The organism is Bacillus sp. G16, from assembly GCF_021282335.1.
Taxonomy (GTDB): domain Bacteria; phylum Bacillota; class Bacilli; order Bacillales; family Bacillaceae; genus Bacillus; species Bacillus inaquosorum.
This window is the reverse complement of sequence record NZ_JAJSOZ010000017.1, coordinates 21,584-47,354: the sequence shown is the minus strand read 5'-3', so window position 1 is coordinate 47,354 and position 25,771 is coordinate 21,584. Positions and strand designations below refer to the sequence as shown.

Below are 25,771 nucleotides of genomic sequence, written 5' to 3'. Positions count from 1 at the left end.
CTAAGCGGCTGTGAATATGTTGCCATCAAAAAAACTGCTGAGTGCGGCTCAGCAGTTTTTTTGATTATTCTCCTTTGTATAAAATGGCCTTCAGCAATGCTTTTTGCACATGGAGACGGTTTTCCGCCTGCTGGAATACTGCTGAATTCGGCCCGTCAATAATCTCCGCAGTCACTTCTTCCTCACGGTGCGCAGGGAGACAATGTAAAAATGTATAGTCAGGCTTGGCGTGGCTGACAAGCGCTGCATTCACCTGATAAGGCGCAAAGACAGCGAGACGCTCTTGTTCTTCCGCTTCCTGCCCCATGCTGGTAAACACATCAGAATAAATCACGTCCGCGTCTTTTACAGCTTCAATTGGATCAGCCGTAAGCGTGATAGAAGCACCGGATTGAAGTGCAGCTGATGTTGCCGCTTCAACTGCTTCATCTAACACTTCATACCCCTTTGGCGAAGCGATCGAGATATCACAGCCCATTTTCGCGCAGCCGATCATTAATGAGTGCGCCACGTTATTTCCGTCACCGATGTACGCGACTTTCACGCCTTTAAGCTTCCCTTTCATTTCCTTAATCGTCAAAAGATCCGCCAGCGCCTGGCATGGATGGTATTTATCCGTAAGTCCGTTGATGACTGGAATGTCAGCTTCTTTGGCAAGCTCCTCCACCTTTTCATGCTCAAAGGTCCGAATCATGATGGCATCCACATAGCCTGACAGCACTCTAGCCGTATCAGCAACAGTCTCACCGCGCCCCAGCTGCAGATCTTTCTGGCTTAAGAAGAGGGCACTCCCGCCCAGCTGCGCCATGCCGGCTTCAAATGAAACACGGGTTCGCGTTGATGACTTTTCAAAAATCATCGCCAAGGTTTTGCCTTGAAAAATAGGCTGGATTTTGTTTTGTTTCAGTTCACCGGCTTCTGCGAGCAAGGCGTTTATATCCTGTTCACTAAGATCCTTTAACGTTAATAAATCTTTTCCGTATAAATTGGTTTGCGTCACTGTGTGCATGATGCCACTTCCTTTTTATAGAGATCTTTGAGAGATACAGGCTGCGGATGGCCTGAACCGCTTTGTAAAAACGCCCGCACGGTTTCTTCTTCTGTAAAGACGGTGATGCCGTGCGTCATGGCTTCCAAACGTTCTTTGCGCGCTTCTTCAGAGGCGCTCAGATTGATGTGGAGCGCTTTTCCTTCCTGTTCCATCCATGAGGCAAATGTCCCTTCATGAACTGTAAAACCGGCTTTTTCCGCTAACTCCTTGACATCTTCCGGCCCGTTTTGCAAATAAATGCTGCCTTTTTGATTCCAGACACGCGTATAGATTTTTTTCAAGGCGCTGTCGGCATCATATGCAACACACATGCCTTCTCCCGTTGATTTCATTTCCGGTCCAAGCTTGACATCCACATCCTGGATCGCATGAGAAGAAAAAACAGGGAACTTCACGGCAACCCCATGATGATTTTGAACTGCAGGGTTTACATCTTTTAAAGACGCCCCCGCCAGCAGACGTGTAGCGAGCGGGATCATCGGAACGCCCATTACTTTGCTGACAACAGGAACCGTTCGGCTCGCTCTCGGATTGACTTCAAGAACCAGAATGTTTCCATTGTCGATCACAAATTGGATGTTCATGATGCCTTTAAATGAAAGCTTTCGGGCAATTTTTTGCGCGGCCTCTTTTATGCCCTGCTGCAGCCCGCTTGTGATGGACGGTCCAGGAAGGATGGCAAAGCTGTCTCCCGAATGGACACCTGCCCGTTCAATATGCTCGGTATATGTCGGGATAAAGACATCCTCGCCGTCGGAAATCAAATCAATTTCGACTTCCTTTCCTGACACATACTGATCAATTAAAATCGGGTACGGCATGCTGTCCTCACCGTTCAGAAGCTGAGAAAGCTGAGCTTGCGAATCAACAATGATCATGCCCATTCCGCCGATAACGTAAGATGGGCGGATTAACACCGGATAGCCGATCTCATCTGCTTTTTCAGCGGCCTCTTCTTTTGTATAAGCGATTTCTCCTTTTGCGTGGTTCAATTCAAGCTCATCAAGAAGCTGATAGAATTGATCCCGATCCTCTAACACATCGAGCGTTTCAAACGAGGTGCCGAGAAGGGTAATGCCGGCTTTTTCGAGCGCTTCAGCAGCATTGATCGCGGTTTGGCCGCCGAATTGCACGATTGCAAAATCAATGTTTTCCTGCTCCGCCACGTTTAAAATGTGCTCAGTTGTCATCGGTTCAAAATACAGGCGGTCCGCAATTTCATAATCGGTGCTGACCGTTTCCGGGTTATTGTTGATCATGATGGTCTCAAACCCAAGCTCTTGCAGTGTCAGCACGCCGTGTACAGCACTGTAATCAAATTCAACGCCTTGGCCGATCCGAATCGGGCCTGATCCGATAATCAGCGCGCGTTTTTTCTCTTTGCGGCTGATGTCCCCATCAGTCTCTCCGAAATAGGTGGAGTAAAAGTAGTTTGTTTTCGCATCAAATTCAGCCGCGCATGTATCTACAATTTTGAAGGAAGGCGTAATACCCATCTCCTTGCGAAGCGTACGTACCTCTTCTTCTGTTTTGCCGATCAGCGAGGCAATCGTTGCGTCTGAAAATCCTTTTTTCTTTGCTTTTTTCAATAATTCAAAAGAGAGATCGCTGCCCGCTTCCATCATGCGGTTCTCCAGTTTGATGATGTTGTCAAAGGTATGCAGGAAAAACGGATCAATTTTTGTTTTCGCATGAATGTCATCAATCGTCACGCTTCGGCTCAACAGCTCCATGACAACGAAAAATCTGCGGTCGTCCGGAGTGACTGCCAAATCCCAAAGCGCTTCAATCGACAAGCCGCTGAGCTCTGGAAGGTGCGTACCGACATTTTTCAGTTCAAGGGACGCTGCTGCCTTCTGTATCGCCGCTTCTAAATTCCGTTCAATCGCCATCACTTCACCGGTGGCTTTCATTTTTGTGCCAAGCTTGCGGTCTGCATTTTTGAATTTATCAAACGGCCAGCGCGGAAATTTGACGATCACATAGTCCAGCGCTGGTTCAAAGCTAGCGTAAGTCGAGCCTGTGAGCGGATTTTTCAGCTCATCAAGGGTGTATCCGACTGCCAGTTTCGCAGCCATCTTTGCAATCGGATAACCGGTGGCTTTAGACGCGAGAGCCGATGACCGGCTTACCCGCGGATTGACTTCGATGACGTAATATTGCTTGCTGAATGGATCAAGCGCGAATTGAATGTTGCAGCCGCCTACGACATCAAGTGCTGAGATGATCGTCAGGCTTGCCGTCCGCAGCATTTGATAGTCTTCATCCGTCAAAGTTTGTGAGGGTGCCACAACAATGGAATCACCTGTATGCACACCGACCGGATCGATGTTTTCCATATTGCAGACGGTAATGCATGTGTTATGGCTGTCACGCATGACTTCGTATTCGATTTCTTTAAAGCCGGCAATGCTATTTTCCACAAGACATTGATTGATCGGGCTTGCTAACAGCGCCTGCTTAATCATGGCTGTAAAGGCTTCTTTATCAGGGGCGATGCCTCCGCCCTTTCCGCCTAATGTGTATGCAGGCCTGATAATGACAGGAAAACCGATGGATTCCGCAAAACGGAGGGCGTCGGCCTCGTTATCAACAATTTCACTCTCTGGCACGGGCTGGTTCAATTCATTCATTAACGAACGGAATTTTTCCCGGTCTTCTCCTTTTTGTATCGTCTCAACGGATGTGCCGAGAAGTTTGACGCCGTTCTCTTTTAAAACACCTGTTTCTTCAAGCTCCACTGCTAAATTCAACGCGGTCTGCCCGCCTAAATTGGCAAGAAGTCCATCAGGCTGTTCTTTCTTAATGATGGCTGTCAGGCTTTCTGCTGTCAGCGGCTCAAAATAAATTTCATCAGCGAAGGCTTCATCGGTCATAATTGTCGCCGGATTGTTGTTGACGAGGATCACCCGATAGCCTTCCTCCTTCAGCGCGATGCACCCTTGAGTGCCTGAATAATCAAATTCTGCCGCCTGGCCGATGATGATCGGGCCTGAGCCGATTACTAATATGCTTGAAATACTGGTGTCTTTAGGCATGCGCGATTTCTCTCCTTGCTGGTATCACATTCTTTAGATAATCATCAAAAATCCATTCGCTTTCCGCAGGTCCGGGATGGGCTTCCGGGTGGAATTGGACACTCATGACAGGCAGTTTTTTATGGGCAAGCCCTTCAACTGACGTATCATTGACATGATGAAACCTGATCGTGAGCTCTTCTTCATTAATGGACTGTTCATCAACCACATAGCTGTGATTTTGGCTTGTCATGAAGACGCGTTTCGTTTCACGGTCGATGACCGGATGATTTGCGCCCCTGTGTCCGAATGGCAGCTTGAATGTATTCCCTCCGAACGCGAGCGCGATCAGCTGATGGCCGAGACAGATGCCGAGAGTCGGATAACGGCTGATGATGCTTTTGATCTTTCCTAAATACGGCTGAATGGCTTTCGGGTCTCCAGGTCCGTTCGATAACACAATGCCGTCCGGCTTCATGTCGTATACAGCTTCCATTTGCTGATATGGCACCACGGTGACCTTGCAGCCTCGTTTGACAAGTGATGATGCGATTGACTTTTTATAGCCGAAATCGATGAGGGCGATATGTTTATGTCCGTCGCCGAATGTGCTGATTTCCTGTGCGGATGCCTGTTCTGCCACGTTCTCTGGCTGAAGGCCGATCTCAGCTGCTTCTTTAGAGGCTGTGACAGTCGCACCCATCGTTCCGTTTGCCCGGATTTTTTTCACGACAGCCCTCGTATCAACATGGGTCAACAGCGGAATGTTCCATTTCTGCAAATACTCTTTGAGGCTGTATACCGCTTCATGATGAGAAAAATGATCACACGCCTCGTAGACAACAGCGGCTTTCACTTGCGGTTTCTTGCTTTCAAAATCCTTTTCATTAATGCCATAGTTGCCAATCAGCGGGTAGGTAAATACGATAATCTGTCCTTTATATGATGGATCTGTCAGCACTTCCTGGTAGCCTGTCATTCCTGTAAAAAAAACAGCTTCTCCCGTGCAATTTTCATGACCGTCCAACTCGCCGCTGAACGCTGTTCCATCTTCTAACACTAAATAACCTTCCATCTAACAGCCCACCTCTTGATGAATAATTAATTATAAAAATGAATTTTTATACTTTCATACCGAAAAAAAATTACTGGTTTACAGCGGAATGATGAGTGATTGCCTGTTTCAGCTTGCTGACAGCTTCTGCTATTTCATCCTTTGTCACGGTGAGCGGCGGCAGCAGCCGAATGACGTTCGGGCCGGCCGGCAATACAAGCAAGCCTAATGTCTGCAATTCAGTAATAATGTCAGCAACCGGGCCATCACACTCAATTCCAAGCATTAATCCTTTCCCGCGTATTTGTTTGACAAACGGGCTCTTTAGCTCAGCCTCAAGCTGTTCTTTTAAAAATGTCCCTTTGTCAGCAGCCTCTTGCAGAAAGTCAGGCTGGAATACAATTTGCAATGTGGCATTCACAGCAGCCATCGCCAACATATTTCCTCCGAAAGTCGTTCCGTGAGAACCAGGGGTAAACGCTTCTCCCAGCTGTTTCTTTCCGATGACAGCGCCGACTGGAAAGCCGTTTCCCAATCCTTTTGCGGCTGTGATGATATCCGGCGAGAGTCCGAAGTGCTCGTATGCGAAGCCCTTTCCCGTCCGTCCGATGCCGGTCTGTATTTCATCAACGATCAGAAGAGCTTTCTTTTCCTTGCAAAACGACTGTACAGCTGTTAAAAATTCAACGCTCGCCGGATTGACTCCGCCTTCTCCCTGCACTGTCTCAAGCATCACCGCGGCTATTCCGTCTTCCTCCCTAAGAGCCTCAAAAGCGGAAGGATCGTTGTATGGCAGATAGTGAAAGCCTTCCAGCATCGGGCCGAAGCCTGTTTTGATTTTATCCTGTCCGGTCGCAGCCATTCCTGCATACGTGCGGCCATGAAACGACTGAAGAAAAGTGATGATTTTCGTTTTTACAGTTGCTTTTCGGGCGAGCTTGATCGCGCCTTCATTCGCTTCCGCACCGCTGTTGCAGAAAAAAACGAGATCTCCCGCACTGTGCGCCGCCAGCTTCTGTGCCGCTTGCTCTTGGAGACTGTTTTGAAACAGGTTGGATACGTGCCATACGCTGTCGAGCTGTTTTTTGACTGCTTCTGTGACCGCTTCATGGCAGTGGCCTAGGTTAGATACCGCAATCCCCTGAATGAAATCGAGGTACTTTTTGCCGTTTTGATCCTCAACGTACGTCCCCTTTGCTTTTTTGATATCAATATCCCAGCGGCCGTAGGTTTGAAATAAGCTGCTCATGAAACAGCCTCCTTTGCTTTGACGATTTTTGTTCCTTGAAAGGTTTGGTCTGTGAAGAATGATCCTTTTCCGTTTACAATCATGACTTCAGACACCTGATCTGATAAAGCCGACAAGGCTGAATTGACCTTCGGAATCATTCCCCCTGTGATTACTTCCTGTTTGATCAGCACTTGAACCTCCTCAGGGGTCAGGACGTCGAGACGCTGCTTTTCCTTCATGATCCCATCGACATCAGTGACGAACATCAGCTTATCAGCTTCAAGCGCTCCGGCGACTGCTGAAGCAGCCAGATCGGCATTCACATTCAGCGTCTTGCAGTCACTCGTCATAGACAGCGGCGCAATAACAGGAATGATGCCCTTTTCCATCAGCGCGTTCACCATGGATGCATCGACCTTTTTGATTTCTCCGACTTCCCCGTATGTTTCCGGATCGAGATAATCCGCCTCCAAAAGACCGCCGTCTTTACCAGAGATGCCTGCGGCCCGCAGTCCGTGTTTGGCAAGCTCGGCAACGAAAAATTTATTCACAGAACCGGATAAAACCATTTCAGCCACTTCCAGCACCGGCTTCGTTGTTTTTCGCTGCCCTCCCGAAAACTCGGTTTTGATATTTAACCGTTTCAGCATATTTGTGATTTCCGGGCCGCCGCCGTGCACGATCGCCAGTTTCCATCCTGACGCCATCAGTTCTTTCAGGTTATGAAAAAATTCCTCCGACAGCTCACGGATGACACTTCCCCCACATTTAAAAACGATTGTTTTCTTCATTGCGCTCCCCTTTATTACGTGCGATAGCTCGCGTTAATTTTGATATAGTCGTAGGTCAGGTCACAGCCCCACGCTCTACCGTTCCCGTCACCTTCATCCATCTTGATGACAATGGTGATTTCATCTCCTTCAAGGTATTCCTTGGCGAGAGATTCAGAGAATGGCTGGGGTTCATTATGCTTAAACAGGCATTGGCCCCCGAGATAAACCTCTACTTCTTCTGCCGTCACCTGAGCTGCGCTGTGCCCGATGGCTCCGATAATGCGTCCCCAGTTGGCATCTGTTCCGTAGACCGCCGTTTTCACGAGACTTGAGCCGACTATTTTTTTGGCAATCACGTTTGCATCAAGATTGTTTTTTGCACCTTTCACTTGCGCTTCGATTAGCTTGGTCGCGCCTTCTCCGTCTCTGGCAATCTCTTTAGCCAAATCCTCGCAAGTCAGCAAGAGTGCTTTTTTAAAGACCGGCCAGTCTGGATGATCTTCCGTCAGGCACTCATTTTCCGCGCAGCCGTTTGCCATGACCAAGACCATGTCGTTCGTGGATGTTTCACCGTCAACTGTGATTTGGTTAAATGAAACGTCAGTGATTTCGCGAAGCGCCTTTTGCAGCGCTTTTTCTTCGATTGCCGCATCTGTTGTCACAAACCCCAGCATCGTTGCCATGTTCGGGTGAATCATTCCGGAGCCTTTAGCCGCTCCGCCGATCGTGACTGTTTCACCGCCGATTGTCAGCTCATAGCACGTCTGCTTGATCACCGTATCGGTTGTTAAAATCGCTTCCTCAAAATCTCCTGATCCCGCAGGTGTTTGTGTCAGCAGCTCGATGCCTGCCTGAATCTTTTCCATGTCTAAATGTTCGCCGATGACGCCCGTTGATGAAACAGCGACAAGCTCCGGCTCAATGCCAAGCTGTGAAGCAAGGCTCTCCCGCATTGCGTATGCATCCTTTAAGCCCTGTTCTCCCGTGCAGGCATTGGCAATGGCGCTGTTGACGATGACGGCTTTCAATGCTGATCCATGCTTTAAGCTGTCTTGTGTGACTTTGATCGGAGCAGCCTGAAAATGGCTTTGGGTATAAACTGCGGCACTTACTGCCGGTGTCTCGCTGATAATGACGCCGAGGTCTTTTTTCGAGTAGCGCAGCCCGCAATGCACACCCTTTGCCTGAAACCCTTTTGGCGAGGATACATCACCTGTTACTTTTACAATTTGATCTTCACTTAACTGAATCATGGTTCGATTCTCTCCCGTTCTATGGATAAATTGGCGTCATGGTGAGCCCAGTCTCTTCATTCCAGCCATTCATCAAATTAAAGTTTTGCACAGCCTGACCGGCGGCACCCTTCATTAAATTATCGATTACCGAGACGATCGTGACTCTGTTCGTTCTCTCGTCGAGGGTAACAGCGATATCACAGAAATTGCTGCCGTACACTTCCTTCGTTTGCGGATATTGCCCTTTTGGCCTCACTCTCACAAAATATGAATCTTGGTAAAATTCCGAATATAAATCATGCAGGTCATCTGCCGATACATCAGAAGTTGTTAATTGCGTATACATCGTCGCCATGATGCCCCTTGTCATCGGAACCAAGTGAGCCGAAAATGTAATAGGCCCGAGCCCCGGCTGCCATTCATTCAGCGCCTGTTCAATTTCCGGCGTGTGCTGATGTTCATTGACTTTATAAATTTTAAAATTGTCGTTCAGCTCTGAAAAATGAGTTCCCATAGATGCTTTTCTTCCCGCCCCGGAAACACCAGTCTTCGCGTCAACGATAACGAAAGACTCATTGAGCAGCTTCTTTCGAGCCAATGGCGCGAGGCCGAGCAAAACAGCAGTTGGAAAACAGCCCGGATTAGCGATGAGTTTCGCCTGTTGAATTTGCTTTTGATTCAGTTCCGCCAGGCCGTAAACCGCCTCATGAATCACTTTCTTCGGTGCCGCTGTCCGTTTATACCACTTTTCATATTCAGCCGGCTCTTGTATCCTCAGATCACCTGACAGATCAATAACCGAAATTCCCGCATCTGCCAGCTGCGGAGTCAATTCACTTGATACCCCGGGCGGCGCAGCAAGAAACATGATATCTATTTCGTGTTTGATCGTATTCATATCAATGGGCTTCAGCTTCTGATCGGCTAAGCCGGTAAGATGAGGATAAACCTCGCTATAGACATTCCCTTCACCGCTGGATGAATAAAGTATACATTCCTCTGCATGAGGGTGATGTGAGAGAATCCTGACAAGTTCGGTGCCTCCATAACCTGTAGCGCCTACAATTCCTATTTTCAAAACAAGTTCACCTTCTTGGTCTTTGTGAAATTATTTAACATTATAACATGAATAAAAATTAATTCAATCGTATATTTAATATTTTTATTCATTTGTAAATTTTCTGTTCAACAAAAAATTCGCTCTAAAAAAACGGTGCTATTGCAGCAGAAAACGTTGATCTCCCGCTTTTCTCAACCGCATAAAAAAACAGGCTGACCGCGTCAGCCTGTTTTCATCATCATTAATCCGCTCAAGAAATAAAGAATAGAGCTTGCATAAAAAATCATTTGCACCGTAAAAAAGTCGGCGAGAAAGCCGCCGAGCATAATGGCTGCCGCTGAAAAGACAGCCGTCCAAAAATGATAATTCCCAATCTTCTTTCCGCGCTCTCCGCTGTCTGTAAAATCGGCGATCAACACTTTTTCTCCATGCTTCTGCATCGCCCCAAAGAGCCCTAACAGCACTTGGACGATATACACTTGAACGATGCTTCCGATATGCGGGACATACAAAAGCAGCACAGCCATGCCCCAAGAGTTCGCAAGCAGAAAATAGCGGCTGTCGAGCCTTTCAGACAGCCGTCCGAGCAGCGGATAAATGAGCGCCCCGCTCAGCCCGAACAATCCGTAGGAAAAACCGAACTGTGTGTAGCTTGAGCCGATGTTTTTCACAAACAGAATATAAAACGGAAAGATTAAGCTGCTTGCGAAAAACACGCTGCTTTGTGATAATGTCAGCCACTTTAATTTGTTTTTCCCCATTATTTATACCTCTGATAAAAATAATTCATAAAGCGCTCATCCGGATCATACATACGTTTTTTCTGAAAAAACGCTTCGCTTTTCGGATACGCCTGCCTCATTTGCGCTTTTGTCTGATAAGTCATATACGGCAGATAATAGCTGCCGCCGTGCTTGATGGCAGCGTCGGTCATGCGCCTGATGATCCGGGCAGTGTCTGCCTGGTCTTCTTTTGAAAAGCCTTCGTTTATTAAAAGCACGAGCGAAAACATATCATCCTTCGCATAAGAAAGGTCGGCTTTTTCATTTTTCTGCACGTAGCGGAGCGTAATGTTCAGCAGGTTCAAGTCCTCGGCCGACAGCGTTTGTCTCAGGTCGTCAATATAGGACGCATACTCCTTTACCGGCACAAAGTATTCTTGCAGGACATCTGTGTTGTCATTGTTTTCATATTCGAGAAATTTTGATTCGGACCGCATGACGTTATTGCGTGAGATCATTGTGCCGTTTTGGCTCAGGAAATAGGATTGTTGCGTGTCCCACAGCCAATTTCTGCCCCATTCATACCGTCTTGACAAACCGAGTGCAAACTTTGTGACTCCCGTATACTCGTCTTTTTTAAGATCGCTGTATGATGACAGCTCATCCTGATGATCAGCCAATATGTAATTCGTGACATACATGTCTTTCAGAAATCCTTTTTTCCCTGTTGAAATGCGCGCCAAATGCATTCGGACATCCGGATCGCCTTTTGCGTGCTTTGTAAAATAGTCTGCGTATGCGCTGTAATTCATTTTTTCAGTCTGCATGACATACAGCTCATCATCCGTCAGCTCAAGTGTTACATCAAGAATCACGCCAAAAAGACCGTATCCTCCGATGACTGCCGTAAACAAATCATCTTTTGGAGTGACGGTGACGATCGTTCCGTCCGCTTTTAAAAGCCGAAATGATTTGACTGTATCAATCAGCGAGCCGTAGCGGATATCACGTCCGTGGGCATTGGCGCTGAGAGATCCCCCAATTGTAAAAATATTTTGTGACTGCATGACTTTTACCGCAAGTCCGTATGGATTCACGTATTTCTGGATGTCATTCCACGTCGCACCGCTTTGCACTCTGATGGTTTTCTTCTCTTGATCGAGTGACAGGATTTTGTTGTAGCCTGTCATGTCGAGAACGATGCCGTCCTCATAATATGTATGGCCGCCCATGGAGTGCTGTGCCCCGGCGATTGAGATCTTTATGTTTTTTCGATTTGCTTCTTTGACTGTGTCAATGAGCGTTTCCTTTTCCTGCCCTTTCACTGTCTGCTTAATTTTCACAGGCATCAGGCGGCTGACATCCGTCATCTCGCTTGTGTCTGTTTTTTGATCTGAATGCACAGAGTACGCAAACAGGGCCGCATACGCGCCTGTACAAAGCGCGAATGCAAGCAATTTCTTTTTCATGGCGCTCTCCCTGCTGTTTTTTATGACCATTATACCATGTCCGCGCCCTCATTTTTTCCAGATTATCTTCTTGCCCGTTTTTCGGCACGGCGGTCGGCGACGATAAAGCAGGCATGAATCGCGCCCGGCAGCCAAAAGATACAGGTCAATATGAGATTTAGCAATGCCTGAAACGGTTTTCCCGAAAACAAAACAGCGAGCGGCGGGCATAGGACAGCAAGCAGGTACATCATTTCCTTTCACTCCTTTCAGCTGTAAAAAAGACAGCCTCACATGTCAGGCTGTCCTCTTTTGTTTTGTTTTATTGAATGCCAAGCGCGATTTTCGCGTATCTGGACATTTTATCTCTTGTCCAAGGCGGATTCCACACAATGTGAACCTCCGTCTCTTTTACTTCCGGAATGTCCGCTAACGCTTTTTTCACTTCATCAACGATAATTGGCGCTAAAGGGCAGCCCATTGATGTCAGTGTCATCGTCACGTGCGTTAAGCCGTCTTCATCCATGTCAACATCGTATACCAAACCAAGGTTCACGATATCAACGCCAAGCTCAGGATCGACAACCTGTTCCAGGGCGCCCATGATGTTTTCTTTTAATGCCTCTTCCATGTTCCTTCACTCCTTTTTTTCTACAGTATAACGTAAATTCAGCTCTTGTTAATAACTTAGTGCTTTATAAGTACGTATCAAACCATTCAATCGTTTTTAACACAGCTGTCCGCGGGACTTTATGGTCGGCGTGCTCATCTCCGATAAATTGGAGGCGTTCCGGCTGCTCGCTATAGTGGGATTTGATCGTGTCATAAAATTTCCGGGTCGGCGCGTAAGGCACGACTTTATCTTTTACGCCATGCCAAAATAATAGCGGGCGCTGGCGCAGTTTCTCCGGCTGAAGGCTGAGATCACGCAATTCAAGACGCTCCATCAGCTCCTGCACCTTTTCTTCTGGCACATCGATCTCAATGCCCTGAGATTGAATATGGTCAATCTGCTGCTGAAACAGTTCCACGTAATTCGGGCTCCCCATCAGACTGACGCCGGCTTTTATCCAATCATAAGCAGTCAATGCGCCAAGCGTTGTGATGCCACCCATCGACGTGCCTGCAAGCCCGATGCGGCCGCTGTCTATCAGGCCCTCTTTTTCAAAATGGGATTTTAGTACGTCGATCTCTTCAATCTCGTTGAGAACGATGTCCCAAAAATGGCCGGCCAGCTCTTCAACAGCCATTTCTTCTCCCCGTTCACCATGGTGCAGAGCCTCCGGCAGTACAGCTCTGAAGCCCTTCTCCGCAAGCAGGTAAGCAATATGAAGGTTGTGTTCCTTCGCGCTTCTAAAACCATGTATAAAGATCACAAGAGGAACAGCGCGGTGTCTGTTCTCTTCCTTTACAATATGTAAAAACGGAATACCGGAAACGGTTTGATTTTCAATTTGAATCACAATGTGCACCTCCTTAGGATAACCATAATCATAAGTGTAACATGTAGACAATAAAGATGGTAAAAAGCTACACTGTAAGTAAGGCAAAACAAGCAAAATCTAAGGTAAAAGGAGCTTTTCATGGAGACAAAACCTTATTTAATCGCATTAGACTTAGATGGAACGTTATTAAAGGATGATAAAACCATATCTGAAAACACCCTTCGGACGATACAGCGCCTAAAAGATGACGGGCATTATGTCTGCATCGCAACAGGCCGTCCGTACCGTTCAAGCTCCATGTACTACCAGCAGATGGAGCTGACAACGCCGATTGTCAATTTTAACGGAGCGTTTGTCCATCATCCGCAGGACGACAGCTGGGGACGGTATCATACCTCGCTGCCGCTTAATGTTGTCAAACAGCTGGTGGATATCAGCGAGAACTACAACGTACATAATGTGCTTGCTGAAGTCATTGACGACGTGTACTTTCATTACCATGATGAGCACCTGATTGATGCCTTTAACATGAACACAACGAAGGTGACGGTCGGAGACTTGCGGGAAAATCTCGGTGAGGATGTTACATCCGTACTCATTCACGCAAAAGAAGAAGATGTTCCGGCAATACGCTCCTATTTATCGGATGTGCATGCCGAGGTGATCGATCATAGAAGATGGGCCGCGCCGTGGCACGTCATTGAAATTATTAAAAGCGGTATGAACAAAGCGGTCGGCCTGCAGAAAATCAGCGATTATTACGGCGTGCCGAGGGAACGGATCATTGCTTTTGGCGATGAGGATAACGATTTAGAGATGCTTGAATTCGCCGGCTGCGGCGTTGCCATGGGAAATGGAATTGACGCTGTCAAGCAGATTGCCAACCGAACAACAGCTGCAAATGAAGAAGACGGCGTGGCAAGGTTTTTGAAAGAATATTTCTCACTTTAAAGGCCGGTCCGTATTAATTTTTCCCACTCATAAACCTTACTTCGCCCCACCATACTATTGAAGACGACTCATCTCGTCAAAGTATGGAAGGGGGCAGTCTCAAAATGGGTAAACGAAGCAAATCCAGAAGGTTTATTCAGCAGGGTAAAGACTCCATCGGGCTACACGCCGCTAGATTTCCATATCGGTCTACATTAGAAGAAGCTCACCAGCATGCCGCGGCACGAGACTCGGCCGAAAGACAGGTTGAATATTAAATGAGAAACGAACTGTTTCAGCAGGCAAAATCATTTGTTCAACAGGCTGTCATGGTGACAAACGGCTTTGAGGAAGGCGATCAGGAGCAAGCGATTCTGAGAGCCAAAAACGCTGTGTCTTCTGCGTATGCCAACTCGACAGATGCGGAACGTCGCCAGCTCCATCAATTTCAGGATCAGCTGGACAAACTTCAATAAAAAAAGGCTATGGCGATTCGCCATAGCCTCTTATTTGACTTCAAACTGCTGAACAGCCTGAACCTGCTTCAGATTCTCCGCTCTGCCCTTAAATGTCACCTTCACCTCGTAGGTTCCGGGCTCAGGGACTTCCTTCCACACATCAGAGAAATCATATGTTTCTCCAGGCTCAAGCGTCAGGTTTTGAAAAGCCTGCGTAAACATTTTGTCTTTCGAATAACGGTATCTTTCTTTGTTCTCAGAATCATACACGACAAGTTCAAATTTTTGTCCTGTGCTGAATTGAAACTCGACAGCACGTTCGCTTTGGTTCTTCAGCGACATGTTAAACTTGATTTGTTCAGGCTCCTGAATTGCGTCAACAGATAAAACAACCTCTTGATTCTCCATTCCGCCTGATACCTCCTTATCGGGTTCTGTCTGCTCATCTTTCCCGCAGCCTATCAAAAGCAGCACGGGCAGGAGCATCACAAGCAGCCGTTTCACGACTTCCACCTGCTTTCGTCAGTCTTTTCTAAAGAAACCAAAAATCCCAGTCGTTTGAACAATGTTCGTAAATGCTTTCGGATCAACTTCTTTGACGATCTTCTCTAAATCGTACAGTTCATACCTTGTGATGACGATAATCATCATTTCTTTCTGTTCGTTCGTAAAGGCGCCTTTGGCCGGAACAGTTGTGATGCCGCGCACCATTTTTCCGTAAATGGCTTCTTTGATTTCGTCCGCTTTTTTCGTCACGATCATTGCCGTAAGCTTCATGTGGCGGGTGTGAATAGCGTCGATCACCCTCGTTGTCACATACAGTGTAACCAGGGTATATAATGCTTTCTCCCAACCTTGCAATAATCCTGCCGTCAAGATGATAATCCCGTTCAGAATGAAGAAATACGTGCCGACGGGTTTATCCTTCCACTTTGCAAGCACCATGGCGACGATATCAAGCCCGCCTGTCGAAGCGCCGTATTTTAATGTTAAGCCAATACCGACAGCGGAAATGACGCCGCCGAACACCGCGTTCAGCAAAATGTCATGTGACAGGCTTGTTTCCGGCAGGATCCCCATAAACACAGTAGTCAGTGCGACACTTAGAATGCTGTATACCGTAAACGATTTGCCGACCTTCAGCCACCCTAAAATACCGACCGGAATGTTTAAGAGGAACAAGAGCGTTCCTGTCGATATGTAAAAGGGGGCGTATTGCACAATGACGCTTGATAAAAGCTGGGCGACACCCGTAAATCCGCTGGCATATACATCTGCCGGAATCAAAAATAAGTTCAGCCCGGCCGCATTGAGTAAAGCGCCGATGATGACGATGAGTAATTTTTTTGTTTGATCTAGAACCATGGCATGTTCCTCCGCTCTTTCTTCTTTTATGTTTTCCCTAAAAACAAATATTTGAACACGATTTTGGCAAATTAATATGATATAGTTGGCTTAACTCTCTTGATAACGAACGATAACGGAAAGAAGGGAAGCAATATGACAGTTCATCTTATCGCTGACAGCGCCGCCGATCTGCCCCGTTCTTATTTTGAAGAAAACGGCATCGGCTTTATTCCGCTCAGAGTTTCTCTCGGAGATAAAGAATTCGAAGATGCAGTCACGATTGATGCGGATCAAATATTTGAAGCGATGCAAAATGGAGAAACGCCTAAGACGTCCCAAGCCTCACCGCAAACGATTAAAAATGTGTTTTTGCAATATGCCGAAACAGGTGATCCCGCTCTTTACATTGCCTTTTCCTCAGGCCTCTCAGGCACGTATCAGACGGCTGTGATGATCGCCAATGAAGTGAAGGAGGAATTCCCCGATTTCGATTTGCGGGTCATTGATTCCAAATGTGCTTCATTAGGATACGGTTTGGCCGTCCGGCATGCCGCCGATCTCTGTATCAACGGGAATACAATACAAGAAATTGAAACGTCTGTAAAGAACTTTTGTGAACAGCTTGAGCACATTTTTACCGTGGATGATCTCACATATCTTGCAAGAGGCGGCCGCATCTCAAAAACATCCGCTTTTGTCGGCGGTCTGCTGAATATTAAACCGCTGCTTCAGATGGAGGACGGCAAGCTTGTGCCTCTGGAAAAAATCCGCGGACAGAAAAAACTTTTCAAACGGATCATCGAACTCATGAAAGAGCGCGGGGATGATTGGAGCAATCAAACCGTAGGGATCAGCTACGCCGCGAACGAAGAAAAAGCCACTGACATGAAACACTTGATTGAGGATGCGTTCAAGCCGAAAGAGATCATCATGCATTCGATCGGTTCTGCAATCGGCTCGCACGCCGGCCCCGGCACATTGGCGATATTCTTTTTAAGAAAATAAGCAAACAAAAACAGTCAGACTCATATGTCCTGACTGTTTTTGTTTGCTTATTGAATTCCGACAGCTTTATACGCTTTCTCGACTGAAGCGGATTGCATCGAGCCTTCACCGTATAAATCATTGGCCGCTTCGATTGCCGCTTGCTTCATCATGCTGAAATCTGTAGACGCCGTTACATAATATGTTAAAGCCCGATAGTAAATTTGTTCACATGCTTCACGCCCAATCCCTTCAACCTGTACATCGTGGTGCACGCCTCCTTCTGCCAGAAGGTAAGCTGCTTTATTGTGGATGGACGAATTGATATGGACTCCGCCATAATCCTCTGTTCCTGTGTAACGGTTCGAGTAATGATCGGGATTTCCTTGCTTGGATGGGTCCTCTAATGACCGTAATGAATCTCCCGCAATATCCGGGGTATAGACATCCTCGCCGATTTCCCAATCATCACGGTCTGCCATCGCCCCCATAATGTCGGAAATGGACTCGTTTAATGCACCGGGTTCTCCTTGATATAAAAGACCGGCGGAATACTGCGTGACTGCGTGTGTGATTTCATGTGCGACAATGTCGAGCGATCCGGACAGCGGCTTAAATGTTGAGCCGTCTCCATCACCGTATACCATCTGCACACCGTTCCACGCCGCATTGTTCCACTGTTTACCGACATGCACGGTAGACGTAATCCTTGCTCCGTTTTGATCAAAAGAATTTCGGCCAAATGTCTGGCTGTAATAGTCGTAAACGGCTTGCGCATTTGCATGTGCGTCCACAGCCGCCGGTTCTTTAAATTCAGATGTGCCGCTGACTATTTCTTTGCCCGTATACCCGATCAATTGAGACAAAAGCGTAAACAAGGTTTCATTCAGGTTCTCCGCGTCAAACGTATTGATCCCTTTTCCCCTTGTTTCGTCCGCCAAATAAAAGCGCCCATTCTGTTCAGTGACTTCAAAGCTTTTTTCATCGCCTGAGACGCCGATTCCTGTACCTGCCGCTTCATGAATGGCGTTAAAAGACTCAATAACCTTTCCATTTTTGGCATCGATGAAATAATGCCAATAGCCAGGCTCAGGTTCAGATGTCGAGATTCTCACAAGGTAGGCAAGATCATATGCCCCGTCGTGCGGATAGATATATAATTCGCCTTTCGGTTCCCCGTCAATATATTCGATTTTCCCTATGGAAGCCTCGAGCTCACGTCGCGCTGTATGTATTGCTTTTTCTTCAGAAATGGACGGTGTGACGGATACGTTTTTTATTTGCGGATGCACCCTTCCAAAGAAACTTTTCACCTGTTTGTTTTCCTTCATTGCGACCGCTTGTTCAAAGCCGTAAATCGGAATTCCTTTGTAAACTTCCGTTAATTTAAAAAACGTTTGTTTTGTCTTTGGATCCTTTATTGTTTTTGAAATGCGAAAATGGCTGTTCGCATCCCCTTTGAGCTTAAAATGCGTTTGATGCTTGTCAAGATAGGAAAATAGCGATTCTTTTTGGGTTGTGTTTTGTGCTTGCTTCGGTGATGACTTTTCGATGATGTATGAAGGGGTTTGATACGTATTGTCATATTTGATGCTTTGATCAGCTGAGGCCTGTGTTACAAAAACCATTTGGGCCGCCGTGCATAAGCCGGCCAGCAATAGAGACGTCTTGGCTAGGTTGCGCAAAACACCACATCCTTCCTGTTTTGGAATCTATCATTTTTCTTCATCCTATCAAAAAAACAAATACTTGTATGTGGTGCTTCGTTCTTATTTTCCCCAAAAAAGAAGGGCAGAGATATTTCACTCTGCCCTTCTTTTTCTACTCTACTAATTTTTTATTGACATAAATAATAACCCCTGCTCCATATGCCAAAATAAGCGGCGGAATGAGCTGCTCCTGGCCTTGAAACGAGATAAAGCTATTCAGCAAAATGAACAAACCGGAATTCAAGAAAAAGTAGCCTGCTATTCTGGCCAGCCGATCTTTATCCCGGATACGGGCCTCATTAAATCCGGCCAGCATCCACGTTTGTTTTTTGATCCCGACAAAATAGGCAACTACAAAGAATAAAAGCGCGATGACTATTAACAGATAATTAATGCCGATTTCCATATTTGAGCCTCCTACAACATTACTTGACGTTTAGAAAAAGAAAAAAAGCGGCGCAGCTTACTGCAATCAGCAGCAGGACGACGGATGCATTGAGGAACGGCTGCAAAAGAAGCAGCACAGCCAAAAACAGCAAATAAGCCGCACCGACTCGCGAAATCGTGACAATCTCCTTTTGAGAGCGCAATTTGTTTTTTCTGACGCCAGCAAACATCATCAGTTTTTTCCGCTTCCACACATATCCGGCGAGCACCGTTAAATAAACAACCAGCGGCAGATGTCTGTAATCGGGCGGCAGCAGCGGCAGGGCGATAATCACGGCAATGAGAAGGACCGAAAGCCAGCTTTTGCCCAATAAAGACCCCCTCCTTTTCATCTCTCCTCCATCACCCCTCATCGCTTCGGCAAGCTCCTTCGGATGAGAAAATTCGGTTTCAACAGCTTCCTGCAGTTCCTCTTCACTAAGGCCGGCTTTGATTCTGTCTTGTACGAAAGCGGTTATATGTCCCTTTAATTCGCAGATGGCGTTTTCTCTCTCTACATCAGGCATATTCGCCAGCTCTGCATTTAGTTCCTCCATGTACCTGTCAATGATGTGCTGTGCATTCATAGCAAATCCTCCGATAAAGACAGTAAGGCTTGATGGGTTTCCAGGTATTTCTCCAGCCGTTCTTTTAACATTTCTTCTCCTTTTTGCGTCATTTTGTAATACTTTCTTTTCGGGCCGTCCAATGAATCCTCCCAAAAAAATTCGATCCATCCCTTCTCGGTCATTCGTTTCAGAATCGGATAAATCGCTCCCTCTGAAATAGCCAGTGCCGAGGTTGTTTTTAAAGATGACGTCAGCTCATAACCGTACATCGGTTTAGAGCGCAGCAGGGAAAGGATGGCCAGCTCGAAAATCCCTTTTCGAAATTGAACAATCCAGCGGTCATTAACTTGATTCGTTTTCATGGTTTAAATATATCGAAAAAACCACTATATATCAATCACATATAGCAGTGAAAAAGGTCCTGTTTTTTCATTTAACAAAAATGGAATTTCTCATACTTTTTAACCTTTTTATTACATAAATGTTTTTATATTATGAAAAGTGAAAAAACGATTCTTGAGGTTAAAAGGAGCAGTCGAATGCAGAAATCGATATCATTTTTCGTCATTTTTTCAGTCCTTTGGGGCTCGTTATTTCTGTTTTCTATTATTGGCAGCTTAGGGACAACCCCTATTCCGCTGACAAAGGACGCCAAATTTCTTATGTCCAGCGTCATTCCTCAGGGCTGGGGCTTTTTCAGCAAAAATCCGCGTGATACTGCGATCGGATTATATGAGGATGGCGAAGAAAGTGCCAAGGTCAGCTGGCCCAATATGAGGGCTGATAATCTATTCGGCCTGTATCGGTATGGGAGATCTCAAGGCGTTGAAATGGGCGTCATCTACAGCCAAGTCGGCAAGGAACAGTGGACAGCATGTAAAGAAAAGGACCTCGGCGCCTGCAAAAGCAAAGCCAAAACCGTGCAATTAAAAACACCCGCTCCCCGCCCGCTGCTTTGCGGCAGCTACTTTTTGACGAAAGAGGATATTGTTCCTTGGAGCTATTCTAAATACACCCCTTCGTCTTATCAGGTAAAAAGCATAGTCAAGGTTGTGATCTCATGCTCGAAAACATAAAACAGACCATCACCGGATGGGACGAAAGAAACCCGTGGACAAATGTATACGGCCTCGCGCGAAGCATCATTGCGCTATCCAGCCTGCTGACGCTGCTCGTCAATCATCCGAGTCTCATCATGAAGCCAGCCAGCGGAATCAGCAGTTATCCTGCTTGTAAAATGAATCTCAGTCTCTTTTGCCTCGGCGAAAATAACTATATGATGTTAAATCTTCTCAGATGGGTCTGCATTGTCATTCTGGTGCTTGTCGTCATTGGCTGGCGCCCTAGAATCACCGGGGTTCTCCATTGGTATGTCAGTTACAGCTTGCAGTCATCGTTAATCGTCATCGATGGAGGCGAGCAGGCAGCAGCTGTCATGACCTTTTTATTGCTCCCCATCACGCTGACTGATCCGAGAAAATGGCATTGGAGCACGAGTCCTCTAGAGGGCAAAAGAACACTTGGAAAAATTACAGCTTTTATTTCTTATTTTGTGATCAGAATCCAAGTGGCGGTGCTTTATTTTCATTCTACCGTCGCTAAGCTGTCTCAGCAGGAATGGGTGGACGGAACAGCCGTCTATTATTTCGCCCAGGAAAAAACCATCGGCTTTAACGGCTTTTTTCAGGCGTTAACGAAGCCTTTTGTGACAAGTCCGTTCGTTGTGATTCCGACATGGGGGACGCTGTTGGTTCAGATTGTCATCTTTGCGGCGCTGTTCGCGCCGAAGAAGCATTGGAGATTGATTTTGATCATCGCTGTTTTTATGCATGAGATTTTTGCAGTCATGCTGGGCCTCATCAGTTTCTCGCTTATCATGGCCGGCATTTTGATATTGTATCTCACTCCTATCGATTCCACGATTCAATTTACATATATTCGAAGACTGTTGTGGAATAAAAAACAAAAGAAGGGAGAGGTTTCAGTTTGAAGAAGGCGTTTCTAGTGTTTTTGTCGGTTGTATTGGTGACGACTGTGTTTTTGGTGAAGCAGCAAGAAAGTGTGGCACAGGCAAAGCAGCTCGAGTATTCAGGTGAGGAAATTTTTAAAGGGTTTGTATTTGCTCAGGGGGAAGTAGGCAAACAGCTTCCAGAGGTCTTCAATAAAGCCATGACTGACAAACTCAACACAAAAGAGGCAAAAGCATTTGCCAATCAGGTTGTCGCTGATATTAAAAAAGAGGATGCTGACTTCTTTGATAACCTGAAGAAAGCTGTTTACAGCAAAGATGCATTGAAAGTGGATGAACTGCTGAAAAAAGCGGGTCAAATCGTTGAAGAAAAAGTGGAAGCCGCAAAGGAAATCGCCGCTTCCAAGGATGATACGTCCAGAGTTCAGGCCGAGCTCGTCAACACGGTCGATACCGCTAACTATTTCTATTATGTTTCTTATGTTGCTGCAGCCGGTGCCCTGATTCTGATCATTCTTGCCATTGATATTACGCCGATTGCGATTTCAGACAATGTCGATCGCGAAATGGCAATCAGAACGCTGGTTGATGAATTAAACTAGAAATAAAAAAAGGCTCGCTCTGCAGTCCTGCTGCAGGCGAGCCTTTTTCATGCTATTTTTTCTCGTATGTCCATCCGTCTTCCTGATACACTTTTCCGTTTTTCATCAAATGGCCGAGCGCGCGTTTAAAGGCGGCCTTGCTCATGTTAAAACGTTCTCTGATATCGTCAGGATGGCTTTTGTCGCTGTACGGCATGGCGCCGTTTCTTGTTCTCATATACGTCAGAATGTACTCAGCATCAACAGACATTGCATCCTGTTTTCTCGGAAGCAGCGACATGTTGACTGAACCGTCTTCTTTGACTTGAATCACCCGTCCCGTGACTCTTGAGCCGAGTCTTGGCTCCTCTTTTCTTTCTGAAGGATGGATAAAACCGCGTATACCGTCGTCCGTGATGACGAATGAACCTGTTGCGATCAGTCTGTACACCGTACCTGTCAGCTCTTTATTCATCATATCTTCTGTGGCGTCGGTAAACAGGTCGCTGATGATATCTTCCGGCGCTGGTTTCGCGAACATGCGTCCCCGGTTTGTCACCTTCAGCATACAGTAAAGCTTATCCCCTTTTTGCGGCCAGACATCTTCGTACGGAGGCAAATGCTCGGTTGCGACAAGCGCGTCCTTAGATAAACCGACATCAACGAAAACGCCCATATCTTCCACTGTATCCACCACTTCGACCCAGCCATACTCATCAGCGCTGATGACCGGAATTTTCATCGTGGCCGCAAGCCTTTCCTGCTGATCGACGTATATAAAGACCTCTACTTCGTCTCTGTCCTCGATATCCTCAGTTATTTCACTGTTATGTAAGAGAATCGTGTCTTCTCCGTCGGTTAAAAAGTAACCGAAGTCAGTTTGGTGATCTATACTCAAGGTTAATTGCTGCCCTGGTCTCATGCTATCGTCCTTCCTGTTCCGCTTATTTTTCTGCGGATTCTGTTAACATTTTTTCCAATCATCACAAATTGATTCTTTGTTCTGTTGGAAGTTTCTCTTTATTCTACTATAATCAACTCATAAGTTAAATGTTATGGAGGTTTTCGTATGGCAAAAGAAAGTTCATTTGATATTGTATCTAAGGTGGAATTGCCTGAAGTGCAAAACGCGATCCAAATCGCACTGAAGGAAATCAGCACACGCTATGACTTTAAAGGAAGCAAAAGCGACATTTCTTTAGATAAAGAGGAGCTTGTCCTCGTTTCTGATGACGAATTCAAATTAAGCCAGCTGAAAGATGTGCTGGTCAGTAAATTAATAAAACGAAATGTACCGACAAAAAACATTGATTACGGCAAGGTTGAAAACGCATCAGGGGGAACGGTACGCCAGCGCGCAAAGCTTGTTCAAGGCATTGACAAAGACAACGCCAAAAAAATCAATACGATCATCAAAAACTCCGGACTGAAAGTAAAGTCTCAGGTGCAGGATGATCAAGTGCGCGTCACTGGAAAAAACAAGGATGACCTGCAGCAGATTATTACAGCTGTGCGGGGTGCAGATCTGCCGATTGACGTTCAATTTATAAATTTCAGATAAATTTTCTGAATCCTATTGATTATTGTCTTTATTTTCGGTAAATTTGGAGAAAGGGAAAAAGCCCGGCATCTTTTGGCATTTCCTGAATACGAAAACTTCATATCCGTTCTTATCAAGAGAAGCAGAGGGACTGGCCCGACGAAGCTTCAGCAACCGGTGTAAATGGCGATCAGCCATGACCAAGGTGCTAAATCCAGCAAGCTCGAACAGCTTGGAAGATAAGAAGAGACAAAATCACTGACAAAGTCTTCTTCTTAAGAGGACTTTTTTTATTTCTCTTTTTTTCCTTGCTGAATGTGAATAAAGGAGGCAGACAATGGGACTTTTAGAAGATTTGCAAAAACAGGTGTTAATCGGTGACGGCGCCATGGGGACGCTCCTCTACTCCTATGGCATTGACAGGTGTTTTGAGGAGCTCAACATTTCGAAGCCGGAGGAAATTCAGCGCATACATAAAGCGTACGTTGAGGCAGGAGCCAACATTATTCAAACGAATACGTACGGGGCCAATTATATTAAATTATCGAGACACGGCCTTGAGGATGACATTAAAAAAATGAATCAAGAGGCAGTAAAAATCGCGCGGGCTTCAGCAGGCGATGCATACGTGCTTGGGACGATGGGCGGCATCCGCACATTTAATAAAAACGCGTACAGCCTTGACGAAATCAAACGCAGCTTTCGCGAGCAGCTGTACCTGCTGCTGCATGAAGAACCGGATGGCTTGCTGTTAGAAACGTATTATGATTTGGAAGAAGCCCGTGAAGTGCTGAAAATCGCGCGCAAAGAGACTAGCCTTCCGATTATGCTCAATGTATCGATGCACGAGCAAGGCGTACTGCAGGACGGAACGCCGCTTTCTGAAGCATTGCGATCGATTGCTGATCTCGGGGCTGATATCGTCGGCATTAACTGCCGGCTCGGTCCTTATCATATGATTGAAGCGCTCAGCGAAGTGCCTATTTTTGACGACGTGTTCTTATCAGTTTATCCGAACAGCAGTCTTCCTTCGCTTGAAGAGGGACGGCTCGTCTATGAAACAGATGACACGTATTTTCAAAACAGCGCATCAGAATTCCGCAAGCAAGGCGCACGGATTATCGGCGGCTGCTGCGGCACCACACCGAATCACATCCGGGCGATGGCGGAAGCAGTTGGCGGGCTGGCTCCGATTACGGAAAAAGAAGTCAAAACCCGGGCGAAGGAATTCATTTCCGTTCAGCACGAGCGGACAGAGCCCGGCCTGAATGAGATCGCGGCGGAAAAACGCTCCATCATCGTAGAGCTGGACCCGCCGAAAAAATTGAGCTTTGACAAATTTCTGTCCGCTGCTGCTGAATTAAAAGAAGCGGGAATTGATGCCCTGACGCTCGCTGACAATTCACTGGCTACCCCGCGGATCAGCAATGTTGCCTGCGGCGCCCTTGTGAAGCAGCAGCTCGATATGCGGTCCCTTGTCCATATTACATGCCGTGACCGAAATATTATCGGCTTACAGTCACATTTAATGGGCCTTGATACATTAGGGCTGAATGACGTGCTGGCCATTACTGGTGATCCTTCTAAAATCGGGGATTTTCCGGGTGCAACGTCTGTTTATGATTTAACATCCTTTGATTTAATCAGGCTGATCAAACAGTTCAATGAAGGACTGTCCCTGTCTGGAAAGCCGCTTGGCAAGAAAACGAATTTCTCAGTCGCCGCTGCATTTAATCCGAACGTCCGACATCTGGATAAAGCGGTAAAACGGCTGGAGAAAAAAATAGATTGCGGGGCCGATTATTTTGTTTCACAGCCTGTCTATTCCGAGCAGCAGCTTGTCGATATCCATAACGAAACAAAGCATCTGAAGACGCCGATCTATATCGGCATTATGCCGCTCACAAGCAGCCGAAATGCTGAATTCATCCACAATGAAATTCCGGGCATTAAGCTGTCTGACTCTATTCGCGAAACAATGGCCCTCGCCGGTGAAGATAAAGAGAAGCAAAAAGCGGAAGGCCTTGCGATTGCCCGCTCCCTGCTGGACACGGCATGCGAGCTGTTTAACGGCATCTACTTGATTACGCCTTTTCTCAGATCTGACTTAACCGCTGAGCTCACTTCGTATATCCAGCAAAAAGATGAGCAGCGCCAAAATATCTATTTGCATTAATACCTAGATGACTGCCTGAGCCAATCGGGCGGTCTTTTTTTACCGC

26 protein-coding genes, 2 pseudogenes and 1 riboswitch are annotated in these 25,771 nt (G+C 46.4%); of the genes and pseudogenes, 9 read left to right on the top strand and 19 right to left on the bottom strand.

The genetic code is table 11. The annotated features are described in order from the left end of the window. Positions 1 to 48 precede the first annotated feature (48 nt). The 12 genes and pseudogenes from argF to LWH95_RS17640 form a co-directional block, all read right to left on the bottom strand. Positions 49 to 1,009: pseudogene (argF, locus tag LWH95_RS17695) on the bottom strand (ornithine carbamoyltransferase). Next, entirely contained in the window at positions 997 to 4,089 is a 3,093-nt protein-coding gene (locus LWH95_RS17690; protein ID WP_232920089.1) for a carbamoyl phosphate synthase large subunit, read from the bottom strand. The pseudogene argF and the gene LWH95_RS17690 overlap by 13 nt, the downstream one beginning before the upstream one ends. Beyond that, positions 4,082 to 5,143: a carbamoyl phosphate synthase small subunit gene (locus LWH95_RS17685; RefSeq protein ID WP_232920088.1), complete on the bottom strand. Its 1,062-nt coding sequence runs from the start codon at positions 5,141 to 5,143 to the stop codon at positions 4,082 to 4,084. The genes LWH95_RS17690 and LWH95_RS17685 overlap by 8 nt, the downstream gene beginning before the upstream one ends. Before the next feature lie 70 nt (positions 5,144 to 5,213). Continuing rightward, positions 5,214 to 6,371, bottom strand: coding sequence for an acetylornithine transaminase (locus LWH95_RS17680; RefSeq protein ID WP_232920087.1), 1,158 nt, complete (start codon positions 6,369 to 6,371; stop codon positions 5,214 to 5,216). Further along, positions 6,368 to 7,144 (bottom strand): acetylglutamate kinase, encoded by a 777-nt coding sequence (gene argB / locus LWH95_RS17675; protein WP_003239329.1) that lies wholly within the window; start codon positions 7,142 to 7,144, stop codon positions 6,368 to 6,370. The genes LWH95_RS17680 and argB overlap by 4 nt, the downstream gene beginning before the upstream one ends. A 14-nt stretch (positions 7,145 to 7,158) precedes the next feature. Further along, a complete protein-coding gene (gene argJ, locus LWH95_RS17670; protein ID WP_133487944.1) occupies positions 7,159 to 8,379 on the bottom strand; it encodes a bifunctional ornithine acetyltransferase/N-acetylglutamate synthase in 1,221 nt (406 codons plus the stop codon). Positions 8,380 to 8,398: 19 nt separating this feature from the next. Continuing rightward, complete coding sequence (gene argC / locus LWH95_RS17665) at positions 8,399 to 9,439, bottom strand: N-acetyl-gamma-glutamyl-phosphate reductase (RefSeq protein ID WP_232920086.1); 1,041 nt, start codon at positions 9,437 to 9,439, stop codon at positions 8,399 to 8,401. A 203-nt stretch (positions 9,440 to 9,642) separates the two neighbouring features. Further along, positions 9,643 to 10,182 (bottom strand): MFS transporter, encoded by a 540-nt coding sequence (locus LWH95_RS17660; protein ID WP_003239335.1) that lies wholly within the window; start codon positions 10,180 to 10,182, stop codon positions 9,643 to 9,645. After that, positions 10,182 to 11,612 (bottom strand): FAD-binding oxidoreductase, encoded by a 1,431-nt coding sequence (locus tag LWH95_RS17655; protein WP_232920085.1) that lies wholly within the window; start codon positions 11,610 to 11,612, stop codon positions 10,182 to 10,184. The genes LWH95_RS17660 and LWH95_RS17655 overlap by 1 nt, the downstream gene beginning before the upstream one ends. 62 nt (positions 11,613 to 11,674) lie before the next feature. Next, positions 11,675 to 11,845 (bottom strand): YqaE/Pmp3 family membrane protein, encoded by a 171-nt coding sequence (locus LWH95_RS17650; protein ID WP_003232996.1) that lies wholly within the window; start codon positions 11,843 to 11,845, stop codon positions 11,675 to 11,677. A 68-nt stretch (positions 11,846 to 11,913) separates the two neighbouring features. Continuing rightward, positions 11,914 to 12,222, bottom strand: a complete 309-nt coding sequence (locus tag LWH95_RS17645; protein WP_003224525.1) for a metal-sulfur cluster assembly factor — start codon at positions 12,220 to 12,222, stop codon at positions 11,914 to 11,916. 64 nt (positions 12,223 to 12,286) lie between these two features. Further along, on the bottom strand, positions 12,287 to 13,054 hold the full coding sequence (locus LWH95_RS17640) for a prolyl oligopeptidase family serine peptidase (protein WP_232920084.1): 768 nt from the start codon (positions 13,052 to 13,054) through the stop codon (positions 12,287 to 12,289). A gap of 120 nt (positions 13,055 to 13,174) precedes the next feature. On the opposite strand from LWH95_RS17640, the gene yitU reads away from it, so the two are divergent. From yitU to LWH95_RS17625, 3 genes are all read left to right on the top strand, one after another. Next, on the top strand, positions 13,175 to 13,987 hold the full coding sequence (gene yitU, locus LWH95_RS17635) for a 5-amino-6-(5-phospho-D-ribitylamino)uracil phosphatase YitU (protein WP_232920083.1): 813 nt from the start codon (positions 13,175 to 13,177) through the stop codon (positions 13,985 to 13,987). Between the two features lie 104 nt (positions 13,988 to 14,091). Then, entirely contained in the window at positions 14,092 to 14,244 is a 153-nt protein-coding gene (locus tag LWH95_RS17630) for a hypothetical protein (RefSeq protein ID WP_003239346.1), read from the top strand. Continuing rightward, a complete protein-coding gene (locus LWH95_RS17625; protein ID WP_003239348.1) occupies positions 14,245 to 14,442 on the top strand; it encodes a DUF3813 domain-containing protein in 198 nt (65 codons plus the stop codon). Between the two features lie 30 nt (positions 14,443 to 14,472). On the opposite strand, the gene LWH95_RS17620 is transcribed toward LWH95_RS17625, so the two are convergent. Both LWH95_RS17620 and LWH95_RS17615 read right to left on the bottom strand, forming a co-directional pair. After that, complete coding sequence (locus LWH95_RS17620; RefSeq protein ID WP_003239350.1) at positions 14,473 to 14,928, bottom strand: BsuPI-related putative proteinase inhibitor; 456 nt, start codon at positions 14,926 to 14,928, stop codon at positions 14,473 to 14,475. 18 nt (positions 14,929 to 14,946) lie between these two features. Beyond that, the gene (locus LWH95_RS17615; RefSeq protein WP_003224514.1) at positions 14,947 to 15,789 is read right to left on the bottom strand and encodes a YitT family protein; all 843 of its coding nucleotides are present in this window, start codon (positions 15,787 to 15,789) and stop codon (positions 14,947 to 14,949) included. A gap of 135 nt (positions 15,790 to 15,924) precedes the next feature. Here LWH95_RS17615 and LWH95_RS17610 point away from each other — a divergent pair, with 135 nt between their 5' ends. After that, positions 15,925 to 16,776 carry a DegV family protein gene (locus tag LWH95_RS17610; RefSeq protein WP_225515769.1) on the top strand — a complete coding sequence of 284 codons (852 nt, stop codon included), beginning with the start codon at positions 15,925 to 15,927 and terminating at the stop codon, positions 16,774 to 16,776. A 47-nt stretch (positions 16,777 to 16,823) separates the two neighbouring features. Here LWH95_RS17610 and nprB read toward each other — a convergent pair whose 3' ends face one another. From nprB to LWH95_RS17590, 4 genes are all read right to left on the bottom strand, one after another. Beyond that, a complete protein-coding gene (nprB, locus tag LWH95_RS17605; RefSeq protein ID WP_232920082.1) occupies positions 16,824 to 18,440 on the bottom strand; it encodes a neutral protease NprB in 1,617 nt (538 codons plus the stop codon). 136 nt (positions 18,441 to 18,576) lie between these two features. Beyond that, positions 18,577 to 18,870 (bottom strand): DUF3784 domain-containing protein, encoded by a 294-nt coding sequence (locus LWH95_RS17600; RefSeq protein WP_003239356.1) that lies wholly within the window; start codon positions 18,868 to 18,870, stop codon positions 18,577 to 18,579. 19 nt (positions 18,871 to 18,889) lie between these two features. Then, positions 18,890 to 19,477 carry an HAAS signaling domain-containing protein gene (locus LWH95_RS17595; RefSeq protein WP_133487960.1) on the bottom strand — a complete coding sequence of 196 codons (588 nt, stop codon included), beginning with the start codon at positions 19,475 to 19,477 and terminating at the stop codon, positions 18,890 to 18,892. Beyond that, a complete protein-coding gene (locus LWH95_RS17590; protein WP_003239360.1) occupies positions 19,474 to 19,821 on the bottom strand; it encodes a PadR family transcriptional regulator in 348 nt (115 codons plus the stop codon). Before LWH95_RS17590 ends, LWH95_RS17595 begins: the two co-directional genes overlap by 4 nt. A 177-nt stretch (positions 19,822 to 19,998) precedes the next feature. Here LWH95_RS17590 and LWH95_RS17585 point away from each other — a divergent pair, with 177 nt between their 5' ends. Genes LWH95_RS17585 through LWH95_RS17575 form a run of 3 tightly spaced genes read left to right on the top strand, consistent with a single transcriptional unit; the run spans position 19,999 to position 22,030 of the window. Beyond that, a complete protein-coding gene (locus LWH95_RS17585) occupies positions 19,999 to 20,535 on the top strand; it encodes an SdpA family antimicrobial peptide system protein (protein WP_133487964.1) in 537 nt (178 codons plus the stop codon). Continuing rightward, positions 20,520 to 21,449, top strand: coding sequence for a sporulation-delaying protein SdpB family protein (locus LWH95_RS17580; protein ID WP_019258031.1), 930 nt, complete (start codon positions 20,520 to 20,522; stop codon positions 21,447 to 21,449). The genes LWH95_RS17585 and LWH95_RS17580 overlap by 16 nt, the downstream gene beginning before the upstream one ends. Continuing rightward, complete coding sequence (locus LWH95_RS17575) at positions 21,446 to 22,030, top strand: sporulation delaying protein family toxin (RefSeq protein ID WP_003239365.1); 585 nt, start codon at positions 21,446 to 21,448, stop codon at positions 22,028 to 22,030. The genes LWH95_RS17580 and LWH95_RS17575 overlap by 4 nt, the downstream gene beginning before the upstream one ends. Before the next feature lie 52 nt (positions 22,031 to 22,082). Here the strand turns inward: LWH95_RS17575 and LWH95_RS17570 are convergent. Next, a pseudogene (locus LWH95_RS17570) lies at positions 22,083 to 22,980 on the bottom strand (CvfB family protein). Between the two features lie 98 nt (positions 22,981 to 23,078). On the opposite strand from LWH95_RS17570, the gene LWH95_RS17565 reads away from it, so the two are divergent. Next, positions 23,079 to 23,570 (top strand): YajQ family cyclic di-GMP-binding protein, encoded by a 492-nt coding sequence (locus LWH95_RS17565; RefSeq protein WP_003239368.1) that lies wholly within the window; start codon positions 23,079 to 23,081, stop codon positions 23,568 to 23,570. Between the two features lie 106 nt (positions 23,571 to 23,676). After that, a riboswitch (SAM riboswitch) is annotated at positions 23,677 to 23,795 on the top strand. Positions 23,796 to 23,886: 91 nt separating this feature from the next. Then, on the top strand, positions 23,887 to 25,725 hold the full coding sequence (locus LWH95_RS17560) for a bifunctional homocysteine S-methyltransferase/methylenetetrahydrofolate reductase (RefSeq protein WP_119913659.1): 1,839 nt from the start codon (positions 23,887 to 23,889) through the stop codon (positions 25,723 to 25,725). The last annotated feature ends 46 nt before the right edge of the window (positions 25,726 to 25,771 follow it).

Excerpts from the sequence above, each read along its gene's own strand:
- LWH95_RS17690 (WP_232920089.1), bottom strand. The coding sequence starts at position 4,089 with ATGCCTAAAGACACCAGTATTTCAAGCATATTAGTAATCGGCTCAGGC.
- LWH95_RS17685 (WP_232920088.1), bottom strand. The coding sequence starts at position 5,143 with ATGGAAGGTTATTTAGTGTTAGAAGATGGAACAGCGTTCAGCGGCGAG.
- LWH95_RS17680 (WP_232920087.1), bottom strand. The coding sequence starts at position 6,371 with ATGAGCAGCTTATTTCAAACCTACGGCCGCTGGGATATTGATATCAAA.
- argB (WP_003239329.1), bottom strand. The coding sequence starts at position 7,144 with ATGAAGAAAACAATCGTTTTTAAATGTGGGGGAAGTGTCATCCGTGAG.
- argJ (WP_133487944.1), bottom strand. The coding sequence starts at position 8,379 with ATGATTCAGTTAAGTGAAGATCAAATTGTAAAAGTAACAGGTGATGTA.
- LWH95_RS17660 (WP_003239335.1), bottom strand. The coding sequence starts at position 10,182 with ATGGGGAAAAACAAATTAAAGTGGCTGACATTATCACAAAGCAGCGTG.
- LWH95_RS17655 (WP_232920085.1), bottom strand. The coding sequence starts at position 11,612 with ATGAAAAAGAAATTGCTTGCATTCGCGCTTTGTACAGGCGCGTATGCG.
- LWH95_RS17650 (WP_003232996.1), bottom strand. The coding sequence starts at position 11,845 with ATGATGTACCTGCTTGCTGTCCTATGCCCGCCGCTCGCTGTTTTGTTT.
- LWH95_RS17645 (WP_003224525.1), bottom strand. The coding sequence starts at position 12,222 with ATGGAAGAGGCATTAAAAGAAAACATCATGGGCGCCCTGGAACAGGTT.
- yitU (WP_232920083.1), top strand. The coding sequence starts at position 13,175 with ATGGAGACAAAACCTTATTTAATCGCATTAGACTTAGATGGAACGTTA.
- LWH95_RS17630 (WP_003239346.1), top strand. The coding sequence starts at position 14,092 with ATGGGTAAACGAAGCAAATCCAGAAGGTTTATTCAGCAGGGTAAAGAC.
- LWH95_RS17625 (WP_003239348.1), top strand. The coding sequence starts at position 14,245 with ATGAGAAACGAACTGTTTCAGCAGGCAAAATCATTTGTTCAACAGGCT.
- LWH95_RS17615 (WP_003224514.1), bottom strand. The coding sequence starts at position 15,789 with ATGGTTCTAGATCAAACAAAAAAATTACTCATCGTCATCATCGGCGCT.
- LWH95_RS17610 (WP_225515769.1), top strand. The coding sequence starts at position 15,925 with ATGACAGTTCATCTTATCGCTGACAGCGCCGCCGATCTGCCCCGTTCT.
- LWH95_RS17600 (WP_003239356.1), bottom strand. The coding sequence starts at position 18,870 with ATGGAAATCGGCATTAATTATCTGTTAATAGTCATCGCGCTTTTATTC.
- LWH95_RS17595 (WP_133487960.1), bottom strand. The coding sequence starts at position 19,477 with ATGAATGCACAGCACATCATTGACAGGTACATGGAGGAACTAAATGCA.
- LWH95_RS17590 (WP_003239360.1), bottom strand. The coding sequence starts at position 19,821 with ATGAAAACGAATCAAGTTAATGACCGCTGGATTGTTCAATTTCGAAAA.
- LWH95_RS17585 (WP_133487964.1), top strand. The coding sequence starts at position 19,999 with ATGCAGAAATCGATATCATTTTTCGTCATTTTTTCAGTCCTTTGGGGC.
- LWH95_RS17580 (WP_019258031.1), top strand. The coding sequence starts at position 20,520 with ATGCTCGAAAACATAAAACAGACCATCACCGGATGGGACGAAAGAAAC.
- LWH95_RS17565 (WP_003239368.1), top strand. The coding sequence starts at position 23,079 with ATGGCAAAAGAAAGTTCATTTGATATTGTATCTAAGGTGGAATTGCCT.
- LWH95_RS17560 (WP_119913659.1), top strand. The coding sequence starts at position 23,887 with ATGGGACTTTTAGAAGATTTGCAAAAACAGGTGTTAATCGGTGACGGC.